This is a genomic window from Nisaea sp. (assembly GCF_040217065.1).
Classification (GTDB): domain Bacteria; phylum Pseudomonadota; class Alphaproteobacteria; order Thalassobaculales; family Thalassobaculaceae; genus Nisaea.
This window is the reverse complement of sequence record NZ_JAVJNX010000011.1, coordinates 371873-389302: the sequence shown is the minus strand read 5'-3', so window position 1 is coordinate 389302 and position 17430 is coordinate 371873. Positions and strand designations below refer to the sequence as shown.

Here is a 17430-nt window from a genome sequence, read left to right as displayed (position 1 = left end):
TCCGTGCCCCGAGCGGCCATGCAAAGAACAGACAGACGACCCAAAATCCAAGTTCGCGAGGACAAGCTGGTACCACAGAGGTTCAACCAAGGCCAAGGCCCCGCAATTTAGCGCTGATTTCTTACCACAGCGATGTTGCAAAAATATCGCGTTCCTTCATGCGCCATGCTGCAGGTTTCTATCTTATCCGGCGTGCCAGAGCGAAGGCGCGACGATACCATTCGATGGTCCCGACCGCTTTGTAAAGCCGTCCTGCCTGAATCGTGAAGGCGGTGGCGGTCGCATTGTCCACATTGATCGAGAGCAAGCCGATCATCAGAAGCGAATCGGCCTCGCTGATATGGTCGCCGGACTGCTGGAACAGGCCGCGCGCCTCGGCATAGGCCTGCTGCGCCTGGGGCAGCCGCCCGAGTTGTGATTCGAGATCCCCGATGGCCCGCAGCGCGGCGCCTTCCAGGCCCATCTCGTTCAACCCCCGATACATGGTGCGGGCCTGGGCAAATGTGACCCGGGCCCTGTCGGGCATTTCCATCAGAAGGTCGATCTGGCCGAGATCCATGAGTGTCTGCGCTGCGTCCCGGGCGCCGCCGGCGGTCTTGTAGTGGTTTTGCGCTTCCTTCATCACTTCCCGGGCGCCGCGGGAATTGCCCTTCTGCATCTCGACACGCCCTTTTCCTTTCAGCGCATCGGCCAGGATGGCCAGATTGTTCGTGTTCTTGGAGCTTTTCGAAAGCTGGACGGCCCGGTCGAAATTCATCCGTGAATCCTCCAGCCGGCCGGCCAATCGCTCCATCTCGCCGAGGCCGATCAGCAGGCGGGCTTCGAGGGTGCCGTCGGTCGACTCCGCGAGCATGGTCCGGGCGATGCCGCCGTGCGCGCGGGCGATCTCGAACCGGATGGGCGCCCGCCGGGTATCCCCGCGACCCGCAAGCATCGGGCTGTTGCCGACCCGCCGGGCCGCGTCCCGGAACCGGTCAGCCGCTTCAAGAGCCGAGGCCTGGGCGTTCGGTGCCCGGCCGAGCCGGCGCAGGATATCGGTCATGGCGAGACGCACGGCGGCTTCGCCGAGAAAGTCGCCGGTCCGGCGATAAAGGGTGAGGGCGCGCTCGAAGCGGTTCTGAGCCTCGGCCGCGCGCCGCTTCTGCCGGTCGATCTCGGCCCGGCAATAGAGCGCGTGGGCCTCTCCATTGCGGTCGCCGACCTGGCTGAAGAGGAAATGGGCATGATCGAATGTGGCGGCCGCTTCCTCCGCCTTGGTCAGCTGCATGGAGGCTTCCGCCGACCCAAGCGCGGCGTTGGCCTCTCCGAACCGGCTGTCTTCCTCGGAGTACAGCTTGCCGGCTTCCTCGAAGGCCTGCCGGGCGCCGTCCGGGCTTTTCCTGTTGATCAGGAGATAGCCCTGCTGCAGCAGGGCGTTGGCCATTCCCGTCCGGTTCTTGGCCTCGTTCGCCACATTGTAGGCGGCCTCGAATTTCTTCGAGGCCTCGTCAGGATGATCGCGGGCGCGCTCGAGTTTCCCGAGGCTGATCATGCATTCGATCACGCCGTCGGTGTCCTTGGCCTCCTTGAACAGGCTTTCCGCCTCGTTGAAGTTTTCCCGCGCTTCGGTGTTCAGGCTGTGCAGCCGGAACCCTTCGCCCTGGGCCCAGAGCCGTCCGGCCATGGCGCCGGGACCGGTGCTGAGGGTGCCGCCGGAGCGCATCGCCTGAACGCCGCCTCCGCGCTTGATGTCGCGGGACACGACCCAGTCCGCGATCAGGGCGCAGATCCCGAAAACGCTGATCGTCGCGGCGACCAGATGTTGATAATTAGCGGCCTTTCCAAGGGTGAAAAAGTAGCTCGCGAACACCCCGATGGCGGTCAGCGCAATAACCGTCAGCCGCCTTTGCCAGAGACCGAGCCGGCCCCTGCGCTTTGCCCGTGTGATCGCAGAACGCAAAGGCGTTCTCCTCTTTTGCCTCGTTTGGCGATGCCAAAACCACCGGCAATCTACTTAAAAATAAAGGCTAATTCGTTAATATGGTTAGATCATTTCATCTGCACCCACATCTCGATCAGGGCGCCCGGAGCGTCAATTTCTGATAAATCGGCTTCAGCACGACAGGAAGTATATAGATCGGGAACTGGGCGACTGCAAAAAACAGAAAGGCCTCCGGGCCGAGCGCCGCGCCTGCCGCGGCCATGAAGAGCGCCATGTTGCGGTTGCCGCTGGACAGGGCAATGGAGAGCTGGTTCTGCCGGTCGGTCCAGAAGAACACCAGCCCGCCGACAAGCTGCAGGCCCAGACTGCCGGCGAAGGCGGCGCCGACATAGAGCAGGACGGTTGCCGGGTCCGAGGCCAGCCAGTCGCGCACGCCGTCCATCACGGAGACGGCGAAAATCAGCATCAGGACAACCGCGATGCCATCGAACAGCGCGGCTTTTTCCCGCAGGCTCTCCGTGCCGAGCTTGCGCCTGATGATGGTCGCGGCAAGAGCGCACCCTGCGATCATGAGCGCCAGTTTCAGGGTCAGCGCGCCGGCGCTCAGCTCCACCTCGATGCCGATCAGCCAGAACAGCAGGCCGGGCAGGATGAACGGGAAGACGAATGTCGAGACCACCATGAGGAAGAGTGCCGCGGCCGAATCGAGGCCGATGATCAGGGCGATGACCGGCACCGTGACCAGCGGCGGGCTGGCGCTCCAGATCAGCATCGGCGTGGCCAGCTCCGGCGGGACCTCAAGGAAGACAAGCGCGACGTACATCAGGCACGGCGTTGCGACAAGCAGCCAGAACAGGGCGACCAGATGGGTGCCGGCCCGGCGGCTGGTTCGGCCGAGCGATGAGGCGTCGGTCCGGGTCATGGCGACGGTCAGCATGACCAGAACCGTCGGCGACAGCAGGGGCTTTGCCACGGCCGCGAGGTCCGGCAGGGCAAGCCCGATGAAAACACCGAGCGCCATGACCAGCGCCGCGCGCCGCCCGAGATACTGTAAAAGCCTCACCGCTGAACTTTCGTTTGTGTGCCTTGGCGGGACAGAACAATTGCCGCTAATGTCCGCATTATGGAACAGGTTGATTTGAACAAGTGTTTCGCTTCCGGCGCATTGACGGTCCGGCCGGAATGGGTCGACTATAACGGGCACATGAATGTCGGCTACTATGTCGTCGCCTTCGACAAGGCGACGGACGCCGTGCTGGACCATCTCGGGCTCGGTTCGGCCTACCGTCACGACCATGACGCATCCGTCTTCGTCCTGGAGGCGCATGTCACCTACGATCGCGAGGTCGGGCCCGGAGACGGGCTCCGTTTCAGCACGCAGATCCTCGACCATGACGCCAAGCGGATGCATGTGTTCCACCGGATGCATCATGCTGAGGAGAACTATCTTGCCGCGACCAATGAGCTCATGATCATGCATGTTGACCTGAAAACCCGGCGCTCCGCTCCGTTCCCGGCGGACGCGCTGGAGCGTATCGAGACTTTGCGGAGGAACCATGATGCGCTGCCGCGGCCGGAAGCGGCCGGGCGCACAATCGGTATCGCGAGGTCTTAGGGGATGGCCGGTGAACGATTGACAGCATTGCTGCGGGCTTCGCGGGGCAGTGCCGGGGCGTTGCTCCGCAACGATCAGGTGCTGCTCACACTGTTCGCCGTGGCCGTCGGAATCGCGGCTGCCTTTGCGGCGGTCCTGTTCCGTGAGCTGATCGGATTGTTCCAGACCGGGTTTTACGGCTTTGGCCATGAGCGGGTCGCATCCGGGGTTGCCGGGCTCGACTGGTGGCACATTCTGCTGGCGCCGGCGGCCGGTGGCCTGCTGATCGGCCTCTATCTGCACTTTTTCATGCCCGGCGGCCGGCCCCAGGCCGTGGCCGATGTCATCGAGTCGAATGCTCTTCGGGCCGGAAGGATGTCCGGACGCGCCGGGCTTGGTGCCGCACTCGTCAGTGCAGCCTCCATCGGCTGTGGCGCGTCGGTCGGCCGGGAAGGCCCGGCGGTACATCTCGGCGCGGCGATCGCCAGCTATATGGGGCGGCGCTTCCGGCTTGCCCGCTCGTCATCGCGCACCCTGCTCGGCTGCGGGGTCGCTGCTGCGGTCGCGGCGTCGTTCAACGCGCCGGTGGCCGGTGTGTTCTTCGCCCTGGAAGTGGTTATCGGACATTACGCGCTGACGGCCTTCGCGCCGATCGTCATTGCGTCGGTCGCCGGCACCATCGTTTCGCGCACCTATTTCGGCGACGTTCCGGCCTTCATCGTGCCGCCGCACGAGATTGCCTCCTTCTTTGAATTCGGCGCTTTCGCCCTGCTCGGCGTCACGGCGGCCGGCGCGGCCATCATCTTCATGCGGTTGCTGCTGACCACGCAGGACCTGGTCAACCGGACCGGGTTGCCAAGATGGGTCCGGCCGGTCATCGGGGGGCTTTTTGTCGGGGCCATCGGGATCGCCTTTCCGGAGGTGCTCGGCGTCGGCTATGAAGCGATGGACGGCGCCCTGAACGAGCATTATGTGCTGACCACCCTGATCGCGCTTGCCCTGCTGAAAATGCTGGCGACCGCGATCTCGCTGGGCTTTGGCTTCGGCGGAGGGATTTTCAGCCCGAGTCTGTTCATCGGCGCCATGGTCGGAGGGGCCTTCGGTATTGTGGCTACCATCCCCTATCCGCATCTTTCGTCAGGGCACGGCGCCTACACGCTGGTTGGCATGGGGGCTGTCTCCGGCGCGGTTCTCGGAGCGCCGATCTCCACCATGCTGATCATCGTGGAGCTGACCGGCGACTATCGTCTGACCATCGCCGTGATGGTGGCGGTGGTGATCGCGTCGCTGTTGACCCGGACGCTGAGCGGTCCGTCCATCTTCCACCATCAGCTTGCAGCCCGCGGCGTGATGGTGCGTGGCGGCCATGATGTCGAGGTGCTGGGCGGCATGGTGGTGTCCGATCTCAGCCACGAGGAGGTTGCGACGGTCTCCCGCGATGCCGGCCTGGCGGAGGTCCGCGCGGCGCTGCTCGGGGCGAATGGCGGGGTGGTTTTTGTCACGGACGGCGACGGGGCGCTTCTAGGCAGCCTGACGCTGGCCGGACTCGGGAACGCGGTTTTTGCTGCCGGCGCCGAAGCAGACTTCGACCTCGCGCGGTTCCTCGATACTTCCCGTCCGGCTCTGCGCGCCTCGGAGAGGGTCGGCCCGGTTCTCGACAGTTTTGCCGGGATTTCGGACGGCGTGCTTCCGGTCGTCAAAGGGCAGGGCGCGCCGATCCTGATCGGGCAGCTCGACGAGGCGGATGTGATGCGTGCCTATAATCGTGCCCTGGAGCAGCTCCGCGACGAGGAGCACGGCGATCAGGGCAGAGGCAGCGGATATCTGGGCTGAGAAAGGCGACGGGGTGCCTCCGTATGCTCGTTGGGGACAAGCACAGGACCGACACCCCGTCTACCGTTTGTCGCGACCATTTGGGACCGGCTCTTGAAAGGTGCGACAACGGATCAGTAATCAGTAGTGACGCGAGCTGTGATCTGTTGTGATAGAGGTAGCGCAAGGGGCGCTGTTTTCAACGGATCGCAATGTGCTCTTACGCAGTCCTTTAACCAAATCTGGGAGCCCACCGGGCTGCTGGTGACGAGGTTAACTCGGGATTCACTAAAATTTTGTTAAAGACCAACGGACCTCACCTTGACCAGAAATTGTTCCGCCGGACCCCATGTCTGACCTGTTTTTCGAGAACGAGCCCGAAAACCCGCCGCCCGGAACGGAATCCGACGCGCCGTATCTGCAAGGCCTGAACGAGGCGCAGGCGCAGGCCGTCCGGACGACGGAGGGGCCCCTGCTGGTCCTTGCCGGTGCCGGTACCGGCAAGACCCGGGTGCTGACAACCCGCCTCGCGCATCTGATCTCGACCGGCCGGGCCCGGCCCTGGAACGTCCTGGCGGTGACCTTCACCAACAAGGCGGCGCGGGAAATGCGCGAACGTGTGGGGACGATGATCGGCCCCATGGCGGAGCAGGTCTGGCTCGGCACGTTTCATGCGCTCGGGGCCAAGATCCTGAGGCGCCACGCCGAACTCATGGGGCTCCGTCCCGACTTCACCATCCTCGATGCGGACGACCAGCAGCGCCTGCTGAAGCAGCTCATGCAGGCAGAAAACATTGACGACAAGAAGTGGCCGGCGCGGGCCATGATGGGCGTGATCCAGCGCTGGAAGGACCGCGGGCTGACGCCGGACAAGGTCGGGCGCGACGAAGCCGGCGATGCGGCCGGCGGCCGGCTGGTGGAAATCTACCGGCAATACCAGGACCGCCTGAAGATCCTGAACGCGGTGGATTTCGGCGACCTGCTGTTGCTCACGGTGGCGCTGTTCCAGAACCATCCCGATGTGCTCACGAAATATCACAATCAGTTTACCTATATTCTTGTCGACGAATATCAGGACACCAACGTGGCGCAGTACCTCTGGTTGCGGCTGCTGGCGCAGAAGAGCCGGAATATCTGCTGCGTCGGCGATGACGACCAGTCGATCTATGGCTGGCGCGGGGCCGAGGTCGGCAACATCCTGAAGTTCGAGAAGGATTTTCCAGGCGCCGGGATCATCCGGCTGGAGCAGAACTACCGCTCGACCTCGCGCATCCTGGCCGCCGCCTCAGTTCTGATCTCGCACAATGAGGGGCGTCTGGGAAAGACGCTCTGGACCGAGGGGGCGGAAGGCGAGAAGCTGGCCGTGCGCGGCCTGTGGGACGGGGAATCCGAAGCCCGGCATGTCGGCGACGAGATGGAGGCGCTGCAGCGCAAGGGCGCGAAACTGTCCCAGATGGCGGTTCTGGTCCGGGCCGGCTTCCAGACCCGTGAGTTCGAGGAACGCTTCCTGACCATCGGTCTGCCCTACCGGGTGGTCGGCGGCGCCCGGTTCTACGAGCGCATGGAAATCCGCGACGCGCTGGCCTATCTGCGGGTGATCAACCAGCGGGACGACGATCTCGCCTTCGAGCGCATCGTCAACAAGCCGAAACGCGGCATCGGCGATGCCACCATGCAGGTCGTGCATCATCTGGCCCGGAACGAGGGCATGTCGCTGTACCGGGCGGCCTCCCGGATCATCGAGACGGATGAGCTGAAACCCGCCGCCAAGCGCAAGCTGGCCGAGGTGATCGAGAATTTCGAGCGCTGGCGCTCGCTGATCGATGTCGAGGATCACAGCGATCTCGCCCGCATCGTGCTGGATGAATCCGGCTATACGGAAATGTGGCAGAAGGACAAGTCGCCGGAAGCGCCCGGCCGCCTGGAGAACCTGAAGGAACTCTGCGGCGCCATGGAGGAGTTCGAGAATCTGGCGGGCTTCCTCGAGCATATCAGCCTGGTGATGGAGAATGCCCAGAGCATCGACCAGGACCAGGTCAGCATCATGACCCTGCATGCCGCCAAGGGGCTGGAGTTCGATCATGTCTTCCTGCCCGGCTGGGAGGACGGCATGTTCCCGCACCAGCGGGCGCTCGACGAGAGCGGCGCCGCGGGGCTCGAGGAGGAACGACGGCTGGCCTATGTCGGCCTGACCCGGGCCCGCAAGCAGGTGCATATCAGTTTCGCCGCGAACCGCCGGGTGCATGGCATGTGGCAGAGCTCGATCCCGTCCCGGTTCGTCGACGAGCTGCCGGCCGACCAGGTCGAGGCCAGCAGCGAGACCGGTTTCCAGGGCTCGCGCTATGGCGGCTTCGGCAGTGCCTTCGGCGACGGCGACGGCGACGACAGCTGGGGCGCCGGCAGCTTCGGCTATGGCTCGGCCCAGGGCGGAAGGGGGCCGGGATATGGCCGCCGCGGGGGAGAGCTCAAGGCCAGGGCCAAGCCACCGATGCTTGACGGCACAGGCTATGTCGTCGACCGCAGCAAACCGCCGCCCTTCGCGGTGGACGAGCGCGTCTTCCACCAGAAATTTGGCATGGGCACCGTGACCTCCGTGGACGGCGACAAGCTGCAGATTTCCTTCGACAAGGCGGGCAGCAAGAAGCTCGTCGCCAGTTTTGTGAGCAAACCATGACGCCGATCTGGCAAGTTTCCCTGCGGACCTCTCCGGAGGCCGCGCTCCCGTTGTCCGATGTGCTTGAGCCGTTCGTCGAGGCGATCTCGGTGTTCGAGGAGGAAGAACACAAGAGCTGGATCCTGAAAGGCGTTTCCACCGAGGAGCCGGTCAGGAGCGAGATTGTCGGTGCCCTGTCCGTCGCCGCAACCCTTGGCGGCTTCGCGCTGCCGGAGATCGAGATCGAGCTGTTGCCGGAGACCGACTGGCTGCGGCAGAACCGGGAATCCTTCCCGGCGATGCAGTTCGGCCGTTTCCTGGTGCATGGCTCGCACCTGCGCGGCAAGGCCCCGGTCGGAACCCTGAATATCGAGGTGGACGCGGCGCAGGCCTTCGGGTCCGGCTCGCACGGGACGACAGAAGGCTGCCTGCGGGCGATCGACCGGCTGTCCCGGCGGATGACGCCGGCCAGGGTGCTCGATATGGGCTGCGGATCCGGTATTCTCAGCATGGCGGCGGCAAAGATCTGGCCGGCAGCCAGGGTCATGGCCGTCGATATCGATCCCGTATCGACGGAAACAACGCTTGAAAACGCCGTGGCGAACGGGGTCGGCAGGCGGGTCGAGGCCCGGGCCGGAAACGGGTATGCCGTGCTCACGGACCAGCCATCCGGATCGTATGAGCTGATCCTGTCCAATATCCTGGCCCGGCCGCTCTGCAAGATGGCGCCGGCGCTTAATCGTGCCCTGAAGCCCGGTGGAACCGCCGTGCTGTCCGGCCTGCTCTATCACCAGAGCGCGGCCGTGCTTTCGGCGCATCGTCAGCAGGGGCTGGTGCTGGCCGGGAAGTGGCGGTTCGGCGACTGGATGACGCTGATGCTGAAAAAGAAAACCGGCGCGGTCTCGGGACCGCGCCGGCAGGGACGCTCTTCAACTTAGGGAGAGGCGGTTCCGAACGGGAGGAAGATTCGGAACCGCCTACTTTCGAGCTGCTTGGTTAACCACCTCAAGGGGAGGGGAATTAGGCGGCTACCCGCTGCTCGTCGGAGTTGGCGGCTTCGGTGGTGGTGAAGCCGGCCGGAATTTCGGTCACGGTCGCGGTCGGCTGGATCATCGTCCGGGCTTCGATCGGCTGGGTCGAGGTGCTGGCGATGCGGCGGGCAACCGTGCGGAGATCGCTGCGGGTGAGGCCGATATCTGCCAGCATCCGGTCATCGAGGCTGTTCAGCTCGAACATGGTCCGGGACACGCGCAGACGGTTGACGAGTTTCTTGAACATTGCTTTGGCTCCATTCGTAATGAGGGTGCCGACGTAACGGTTCCATTCGGCCCGGATGTGCATTTCGGCGCTGAACAGGTTGTGGCTGCGGGACACTGTGTCGGCCGGATTCGCGATCCGGGCGACAAAGGGGCCAACTTCACTCAGGTTCAGGTCTTCGAGGCGTCTTGTCAGTTTGTAGTAGTTCATTTTTTTATCCCTAAGGCGGTGTTTCGTTCTGTTGACGGAGATATAGGTCGAACGTTGACAGGGGAGGAGCGATGTGTTTGCAGCGCAGTCATGCGTTTCATGCATGCATGTGGGCGTTTGCTATGCGTATTCTTAACTACCTGTTAACAAACCTAATGTGAAGAGCGCATCGCCATCCCTTGTTCCCGGCCCACGCGGTGCTTAGTCTGGCGAGACGAGTACCGGATAGGCGCAAGGCAGGGAGCAGTGGAGATGTCCGCAACGGGCAGGACGGCGGGGCGGCTTGAGAGTTTCAGGGCGGCGTTGGCGGCTGCAGGGGTCGACGGCATGATCGTGCCGCGGGCTGACGCGCATCAGAGCGAGTACCTGCCGGCCTCGGCCGAGCGGGTGGCCTGGCTGACCGGTTTCAGCGGCTCAGCCGGTACTGCCGTGGTGTTGCCGGATGCCGCCGCTGTCTTCACGGACGGCCGCTACAGCCTGCAGATCGAAAGCCAGGTAGACGGCGCGTTGTATCACCGGTTCAACATTGCGGACAAAACGGTTGCGGACTGGATCGGCGAGCAGCTCCGCAGCGGCCAGCGGTTTGGCGTCGATCCGTGGCTGCACACCGACCAGCAGGTCGCGCGCCTGCGCAAGGCGGTCGAGAAGGCCGGCGCGGAGCTGGTCCTGCTCGACAGCAATCCGCTGGATGCGGTCTGGGAAGACCGCCCGGCGGCGCCGTCGGAGCCGATGCAGCCCCATGCGCTCGCCTATGCCGGCCGGAGCTCCGAGGAAAAGCGGGCGGAGATCGCCGGGGAGCTGGGGGAAGCCGGCGCCGATGCGCTGCTGATCACGTCGGCGGAATCCATCGCATGGCTGCTGAATGTCCGCGGCAGTGACGTGGCAAACACGCCGCTCTGCCTGTGCTTCGCCATCCTGTCGGCGGACGGGACGCTTGAACTCTTCATCGACGGCAAGAAGCTCGGACCCGACATTCTGGCGCATCTCGGCAATGCCGTTTCCGTGCACCCGCAACAGGCGCTCGGTGCGGCGCTGGACAGAATTGCTGCCGGCGGGCTGACAATCCGGATCGATCCGGACAGTGCCCCGGTCTGGGCCATGGAACGGGTCCGCAAAGCCGACGGCAAGCTCGACCTGCAGGCGGATCCGACCGTCGCGGCCAAGGCCGTGAAGAACGATGTCGAGCTGGCCGGTGTGCGCGCCGCGCATTATCGCGATGCCCTTGCCTATGCGCGTTTTCTCTGCTGGTTTTCCAACAGGGCGCATCAGGGCGGGCTGGACGAAATGACGCTGGTGGAGCGGCTGCATGGCTTCCGGGCCGAGCACGAGATGTTCCGGGGCCCGAGTTTCGACACGATTTCCGGCGCCGGACCGAACGGTGCGATTGTGCATTACAGGGTGACCGAGGAGAGCAACCGGGACCTGGAGCCGGGAGAGATCTATCTGGTCGATTCCGGCGCGCAATATCCCGATGGCACCACGGACATCACGCGGACGCTTTCCACAGGCATCATCGGCGAAGAGGAACAGCGCTGCTTCACGCTGGTCCTGAAGGGCATGATCGCCCTCTCCCGTGCGGTCTTTCCGGTCGGCACCAGCGGCGGGCAGATTGACGCCCTGGCCCGGCGCCCGCTCTGGGAGGCGGGCCTCGATTACGACCATGGCACGGGGCACGGGGTCGGCGCCTATCTCGGCGTACATGAAGGGCCGCAGCGGATTTCAAAGTCCGGCGGCGGGGCCGCGCTGAAACCCGGCATGATCATCTCGAACGAACCCGGCTACTACCGGGCCGGTGCCTTCGGCATCCGGATCGAAAATCTCGTGGTTGTGGAGCGCCGCGATGTGCCCGGCGCGGACCGGGAAATGCTCGGCTTCGAGACACTCACGCTGGCGCCGATCGATCGCGCGCTGATCGATCTCTCCCTGCTTGACAGCGGGGAGATCGCCTGGCTCGACACCTACCATGCGCGGGTGCGCGAGACGCTGGGCCCGGATCTGGATCCGGAGACGGCCGCCTGGCTGGTGGATGCGACGGCGCCGCTGGCGCCCCGGGCGACACAGAGTTAAGCGGCAACGGGGGACGAAAAATGGCCTATGAGACCATTCTCTATGCGGCGTCGGACGGCGTGGCCCGGATCACGCTGAACCGGCCCGAAGCCGGCCATGCCGTCAATCTCGCGCTGGCGCATGAATTGCTGGAAGCCTCGATCAATGCCAGCGAGGATCCGGATGTCCGCGCCGTCATTCTCGATGCCAGCGGTACCGTCTTCGGCTTCGGCGGCGACCTGCGGTATTTCGACTCCCAGAGCGACCGGATCGGGGCCTGCCTGAAGGAGACGACGGCCTATTTCCACGCCGCGATTTCCCGTCTGTACCGGATGAACTCACCGGTCATCGTCTCCGTGCAGGGCATGGCGGCAGGCGCCGGTTTCAGCACCGCGCTGATCGGCGACATCGTGCTGGCGGCGAAATCGGCGCAGTTCAAGATGGCCTACACGGCGGCCGGCCTGTCTCCCGACGGCAGCTCCACCTATTTCCTGCCGCGGATCGTCGGCATGCGACGGGCGCAGGAACTGATGCTGACCAACCGGACCCTGAGTGCGGAAGAGGCGCGGGACTGGGGCATCGTTACGCGGGTGGTCGAGGAAGAGGATCTCGCGGCGGAGACTACAAAGCTGGCGGCGAAATTCGCGGCCGGTCCGACCCGGGCCTATGGCGGCGTGAAGCGGTTGCTCGCCTCCAGCTTCCAGCAGTCGGTGGAGGCCCAGATGGAAGACGAGACCCGGACCATCGCGGAACTGGCCCAGACCGAGGACGGGCGCGAGGGGCTCGACGCGTTCCTGCACAAACGCAAGCCGGTCTTCAAGGGACGCTGACCGGCGTCGGCCTGCCGGGGGCATCAGGCGGGAAACAGTCTTCAGACAAACAAAAACGGGCTCAGGAAACCTGAGCCCGTTTTTTACGGGACGGGGATTGTCCAGCCTGGATCTAGCCGGTAATGACGGCGAGCACCAGCGTCAGCAGACCGATTGCGGCCACGTTCGTCAGTCCGACATAATGAAAAGTCGTCATCGCAACCTCCTAGGGGGTGAGGGGCAATGAGCCCGGTGCTCATTCCGCTGTTCGTCTCATTCCCAAATAAGCGAACAAGTGATCGGGGAGTAATCGAGAAATGTCAGGGTTGGTATGCGTTTAGAGCATGACGATTGGCATGAGGCTTCCGTCTGGTGCCGGTGGTAGGAAAAAGCGTTTATAATCAGCTTTTTGTGCCGATCAAATCCAGCCACTCTTCCTCGCTCAGGATCGTCAATCCGAGCTCTTCGGCCTTCCGGGCCTTCGATCCGGCATCGGCGCCGACCACTACAAAATCAGTTTTCTTTGACACCGAGCCCGCAACTTTTGCCCCGAGAGCCTCTGCCTTTGCCTTTGCTTCGCCCCGGCTGACTGTCGTCAGGGTGCCGGTAAAGACCACGGTCTTGCCAGCCACGGGACTGTCCGCCGCCACCGCGCGCTGGAAAACCTCGATCTGCAGCTCGTTCCCGAGATCGCTCAGGACCGCCCGATTATGGTCCTCGTGGAAGAAGGCAACGAGGTCGGCGGCCACGGAATGGCCGATCTGGTCGATATTGATCAGGTTGGCATAGGCCTCCGAGTCCGGGTCCGCCGCCTGCAGCATGGCCTCGGTCAATGCCGGGAGCGTGCCGTAATTGGCGGCCAGCAGCTTCGCGGTCGCCTGGCCGATCTGCCGGATGCCAAGGGCATAGATCAGCCGGTCGAGACCGATCTTGCGGCGCTCCTCGATGGCGGCCAGAAGGTTGGTCAGGGATTTCTCGCCCCAGCCTTCGCGGGTCGAGATCTCCTCGGCCCGGTTCTTCAGGCGGAAGATGTCACCCGGCTGCGCGATCAGCCTGTCCTCGTAGAAGGCCTCGACCTGCTTGGCCCCCAGCCCCTCGATATCGAAGGCATCGCGGGAGACGAAATGCTTCAGCCGCTCGACCGCCTGGGCGGGGCAGATCAGTCCGCCCGTGCAGCGCCGGATGACTTCACCCTCGGGACGCACGGCCTCGCTGCCGCAGACCGGGCAATGGTCGGGAAACAGGTAGGGTACGGCATCGGCGGGGCGCTTTTCCTCGATCACGCGGACCACCTGCGGGATGACGTCGCCGGCCCGCTGGATGATGACCCGATCGCCGATCCGCACGCCCTTGCGCCGGATCTCGTCTTCATTGTGCAGGGTGGCGTTCGAGACCACCACGCCGCCGACCGTGATCGGCGTCAGCCGGGCGACCGGGGTCAGGGCGCCGGTGCGGCCGACCTGGATGTCGATGCCTTCCAGCACGGTCTCGGCCTGTTCCGCCGGAAACTTGTGCGCGATGGCCCAGCGCGGCGCCCGGCTGACCATGCCGAGCCGCTCCTGCCAGTCCAGCCGGTCGACCTTGTAGACGACGCCGTCGATATCGTAGTCGAGGCCGGCCCGGGCCGCGCCGATGGTTTTGTAGGCTTCGAGCGCCGTGGCCGAGCCGTCGCAGAGCTGCGTCATCGGATTGATCACGAATCCCCAGCCCTTCAGCGTCTCCAGGAACCCGATCTGGGTGTCCGCCGGCATCTCGGAGACCTCGCCCCAGGAATAGGCGAAGAAATGCAGCGCCCGTTCGGCGGTGATACCCGGGTCGAGCTGGCGCAGGGAGCCCGCCGCCGCATTGCGCGGATTGGCGAAGATCTTCTTGCCGGCCTTTTCCTGGCGTTCGTTGAGGGCACGGAACGCCGCCTTGCCCATGAACACCTCGCCGCGCACCTCGAAGACGGCGGGCGCGCCGGCCGGGAGCTGCTTCGGGATATCGGCGATGGTCTGCAGGTTGCGGGTGATGTCCTCGCCTTCGGTGCCGTCGCCCCGGGTCGCCCCCTGAACGAACGCACCGTTCTCGTAGCGCAGGGAGGCGGACAGGCCGTCGATCTTCGGCTCCGCGACGAGGGAAACCGGCGCGTCTTCGGAGAGACTGAGAAAGCGCCGGATGCGGGCGACGAAATCCGTCACATCCTCGTCCGAAAAGGCATTGGAAAGGGACAGCATCGGGCGCTTGTGCCGGACCTTGGAGAAGCCGGCGGCCGGAGCGGCGCCGACCCGTTTGGACGGGCTGTTCGGGCGGATCAGGTCCGGATGAAGCGCTTCGAGTGCCTCGTTCCGGCGGCGCAGCGCGTCATAGGCCGCGTCGCTGATCTCGGGGGTGTCCTTCTGGTGATAGAGCTTGTCGTGCTTCTCGATCGTGGCGGCGAGGATGCGCAGTTCGAGATCCGCCTCGTCGCGACTCAGCGCCTCGACCGGCTTGGTCTTTTCCGGAGCGGTCATTGCGGTATCGTCCTCAGGCTGGATTGAGAAGGCTGTCGGCCGCTGCCCGGGCCTCGTCCGTCACGGTCGCGCCGGACAGCATGCGGGCCAGCTCCTCCCGCCGCTCGCCGGTTTCGAGCTGGGAGACGGCGGTCTTCACCAGCTCGCCATCGGCCTGCTTGGCGACATGCCAGTGCCGGATGCCGCGGGCGGCGACCTGCGGCGAATGGGTGACGACCAGAACCTGGGTGTCCGTGCCGAGCCGGGCCAGACGCTCGCCGACGGCGGCCGCCACGGCGCCGCCGACGCCGCTGTCGACCTCGTCGAAGACCAGGGTGGAAACCGGGTTGGCTTCGGACAGCACGACTTTCAGGGCAAGCAGGAAGCGCGACAGCTCGCCGCCGGAGGCGATCCGGCCGAGCGGACCGAGGGGCGCGCCGGGATTGGTCGCGATCAGGAAGCTGACCCGCTCCATGCCGCCGGCGCCCCAGTCGCTTTCGGGCAGGGCATCGAGCTGGGTCTTCACATGCGCCTTGTCGAGTTTCAGTGGCCCGAGTTCCGAGGTGATCGCCGCGTCGAGGCGGGCTGCGGCCTTGGTGCGTGCGGCGCTCAGGGTTTCGGCGGCCCTGGCATAGGCATCGCGGGCTTCCTGTTCCGCCCGGGCCAGATCGGCGAGGCCGCCGCCGGCATCGTCGAGCGCGGCCAGACGGGCGGACAGGGCGCGGTGAATCTCCGGCAGCTGGTCCGGCTCCGCCGCGTGCTTGCGGGCGAGGCCGCGCAGCAGGTGCAGCCGGTCGTCGACTTCCTCCAGCCGGCCGGAATCCGCTTCCACGTCGGCCGCGATCTGGGTCAGGGCATGCTGGGCTTCCTGGATTTCGGCGGCGGCCCGCTCCAGCCCGTCGAGCACGGCGTCCAGCCTGTCGCCGGCCCGGTCGCGAACCCGCTCCAGGCTGCGCTGGGCAGTGGCGACGGCCCGGTCGGCCCCGTCCTCGTTCTGCAGAGCGTCGGCGGCGGCGTTCATCGCCTCCAGGATCTGCGCGGCATTGGCCAGCAGCGTGCGGTCCCGGGAGAGACGGCTTTCCTCGCCGTCCTCCGGCTGTACCGAGTCGAGTTCCTTGACGTTGTGCCGGAGCAGGTCTTCTTCCGTGCGGGCGCGTTCCAGCTCCGCGCGGGCCCTCTGGTGGGCGGAGCGGGCTTCGCTCCAGGCCGCGTGGGCCTGCCTGACGGCAGCCAGCAGCGCGCCGTGGCCGCCATAATCGTCCAGAGTGTCGCGGTGGGTCGCCGGGTCCATCAGGCCGCGCTGGTCGAACTGGCCCTGGATCTCGACCAGTGTCTCGCCGAGACGTTTCAGGGTGGCGACATTGACCGGCTCGTCATTGGCGAAGGCGCGGCTGCGGCCGTCCGCCGTGACGATACGGCGCAGGATCACCGGGCCCTCCGCCTCGATGCCCATCTCGTCCAGGATGTCCGCCGCGCCATGGCCGTCCAGGACGTCGAAACTGGCCGTCACGACCGCCTGTTTCGCACCATGCCGGACCAGCCCGCTATCGGCCCGGGCACCGAGCGCCAGGCCGAGCGCATCGAGCAGGATGGACTTGCCGGCACCGGTCTCCCCGGTCAGCACGGACAGGCCGGGCCCGAATGCCAGATCGAGCCTGTCGATCAGCACCACATCGCGGATCGTGAGGCTGGTCAGCATGGCCGGTCAGAATATCCAGAAATCGAGACCGAGGAGCCCGTCATCCTCGCCGGCGCCGCGGCTGGTGCCGTTGGTCATCAGGGCATAGCTGTCCTGGTACCATTCGCTGCCGGGGTAGTTGTGTCCGAGCACGGCGGCCGCCCGTTCCGCCTGCTCATGCAGGCCAAGGGCGGCATAGGCCTCGGTCAGGCGGTGCAGGGCCTCGGGAACCTGGTCGGTCGTGTCGTAGTCTTCCACCACCCGCTTGAACCTGTTGATGGCCGCCAGATACTTCTCCTGACGGAGATAGAACCGGCCGATTTCCATTTCCTTGCCGGCCAGGTGGTTCCGGGTCAGGTCGAGTTTCAGCAGGGCGTCGCGGGAATACTTGCTCTCGGGGAAGCGCTGCGCCAGTTCCTGCAGTGTCTCCATGGCGTTCTTGGTCAGCTTCTGGTCGCGCCCGACATCGACGATCTGCTCGTAATAGCAAAGACCCTTCAGATAATAGGCGTAGTCGACATTCTGATTGCTCGGGTTCAGCTGGATGAACCGGTCGAGCGCATTGATGGCTTCGTCGTACTTGTTGCTCTGGTACAGCGAATAGGCGGCCATCAGCTGGGCCTGGGTCGCCCAGACCGAGTAGGGATGCTGGCGCTCCACTTCGTCGAACAGCGGGGCGGCTTTCCTGTAGTCGCCTTCCAGCGCCTTATCGACCGCCTCGTTATAGAGCTCCTCGACCGGGCGCTCGACATATTCCAGCGCCAGCTTGTCATCGCTGCAGCCGGCAAGCGCCAACGCGCCGACCATCAGCGCGATGCCTTTCAGCCGCAGCGGAGCAAAACCTCTATAGGCCAACTTCATCGGATTTCCCCGGACATGTGTCCTCAAGAAAATACGGTTCCCGGGCGCCGGAGCCAAGAGGCTTGCGGATTAATCCGCTGCCCGGCCGGCACCCGCCGAATAACACTGTGCTGGGATA

The 17430-nt window shown here is 64.9% G+C and carries 12 protein-coding genes; 6 read left to right on the top strand and 6 right to left on the bottom strand.

Annotated elements, in window-relative coordinates; genetic code table 11:
- Positions 1-178 precede the first annotated feature (178 nt).
- Both RH950_RS20050 and RH950_RS20045 read right to left on the bottom strand, forming a co-directional pair.
- Positions 179-1939 (bottom strand): hypothetical protein, encoded by a 1761-nt coding sequence (locus RH950_RS20050; RefSeq protein WP_350059524.1) that lies wholly within the window; start codon positions 1937-1939, stop codon positions 179-181.
- A 115-nt stretch (positions 1940-2054) separates the two neighbouring features.
- A complete protein-coding gene (locus tag RH950_RS20045) occupies positions 2055-2984 on the bottom strand; it encodes a hypothetical protein (protein WP_350059523.1) in 930 nt (309 codons plus the stop codon).
- A gap of 75 nt (positions 2985-3059) precedes the next feature.
- On the opposite strand from RH950_RS20045, the gene RH950_RS20040 reads away from it, so the two are divergent.
- The 4 genes from RH950_RS20040 (at position 3060) to RH950_RS20025 (ending at position 8918) form a co-directional block, all read left to right on the top strand.
- On the top strand, positions 3060-3536 hold the full coding sequence (locus RH950_RS20040) for a thioesterase family protein (protein WP_350059522.1): 477 nt from the start codon (positions 3060-3062) through the stop codon (positions 3534-3536).
- Positions 3537-3539: 3 nt separating this feature from the next.
- The gene (locus RH950_RS20035) at positions 3540-5348 is read left to right on the top strand and encodes a chloride channel protein (RefSeq protein ID WP_350059521.1); all 1809 of its coding nucleotides are present in this window, start codon (positions 3540-3542) and stop codon (positions 5346-5348) included.
- 328 nt (positions 5349-5676) lie between these two features.
- The gene (locus tag RH950_RS20030) at positions 5677-8001 is read left to right on the top strand and encodes an ATP-dependent helicase (protein ID WP_350059520.1); all 2325 of its coding nucleotides are present in this window, start codon (positions 5677-5679) and stop codon (positions 7999-8001) included.
- On the top strand, positions 7998-8918 hold the full coding sequence (locus tag RH950_RS20025) for a 50S ribosomal protein L11 methyltransferase (protein WP_350059519.1): 921 nt from the start codon (positions 7998-8000) through the stop codon (positions 8916-8918). The genes RH950_RS20030 and RH950_RS20025 overlap by 4 nt, the downstream gene beginning before the upstream one ends.
- An 82-nt stretch (positions 8919-9000) precedes the next feature.
- Here the strand turns inward: RH950_RS20025 and RH950_RS20020 are convergent, their stop codons facing one another.
- The gene (locus tag RH950_RS20020; RefSeq protein ID WP_350059518.1) at positions 9001-9447 is read right to left on the bottom strand and encodes a DUF1127 domain-containing protein; all 447 of its coding nucleotides are present in this window, start codon (positions 9445-9447) and stop codon (positions 9001-9003) included.
- Positions 9448-9699: 252 nt separating this feature from the next.
- Here RH950_RS20020 and RH950_RS20015 point away from each other — a divergent pair, with 252 nt between their 5' ends.
- Both RH950_RS20015 and RH950_RS20010 read left to right on the top strand, forming a co-directional pair.
- Complete coding sequence (locus tag RH950_RS20015) at positions 9700-11514, top strand: aminopeptidase P family protein (protein WP_350059517.1); 1815 nt, start codon at positions 9700-9702, stop codon at positions 11512-11514.
- A 20-nt stretch (positions 11515-11534) separates the two neighbouring features.
- The gene (locus RH950_RS20010) at positions 11535-12323 is read left to right on the top strand and encodes an enoyl-CoA hydratase/isomerase family protein (protein WP_350059516.1); all 789 of its coding nucleotides are present in this window, start codon (positions 11535-11537) and stop codon (positions 12321-12323) included.
- Positions 12324-12703: 380 nt separating this feature from the next.
- Here the strand turns inward: RH950_RS20010 and ligA are convergent, their stop codons facing one another.
- The 3 genes from ligA to RH950_RS19995 are packed head-to-tail and all read right to left on the bottom strand — an operon-like array spanning position 12704 to position 17312.
- Complete coding sequence (gene ligA / locus RH950_RS20005; RefSeq protein ID WP_350059515.1) at positions 12704-14794, bottom strand: NAD-dependent DNA ligase LigA; 2091 nt, start codon at positions 14792-14794, stop codon at positions 12704-12706.
- A 13-nt stretch (positions 14795-14807) separates the two neighbouring features.
- On the bottom strand, positions 14808-16472 hold the full coding sequence (gene recN, locus RH950_RS20000; RefSeq protein WP_350059514.1) for a DNA repair protein RecN: 1665 nt from the start codon (positions 16470-16472) through the stop codon (positions 14808-14810).
- A gap of 6 nt (positions 16473-16478) precedes the next feature.
- Positions 16479-17312 (bottom strand): outer membrane protein assembly factor BamD, encoded by an 834-nt coding sequence (locus RH950_RS19995; protein ID WP_350059513.1) that lies wholly within the window; start codon positions 17310-17312, stop codon positions 16479-16481.
- Positions 17313-17430: the final 118 nt, after the last annotated feature.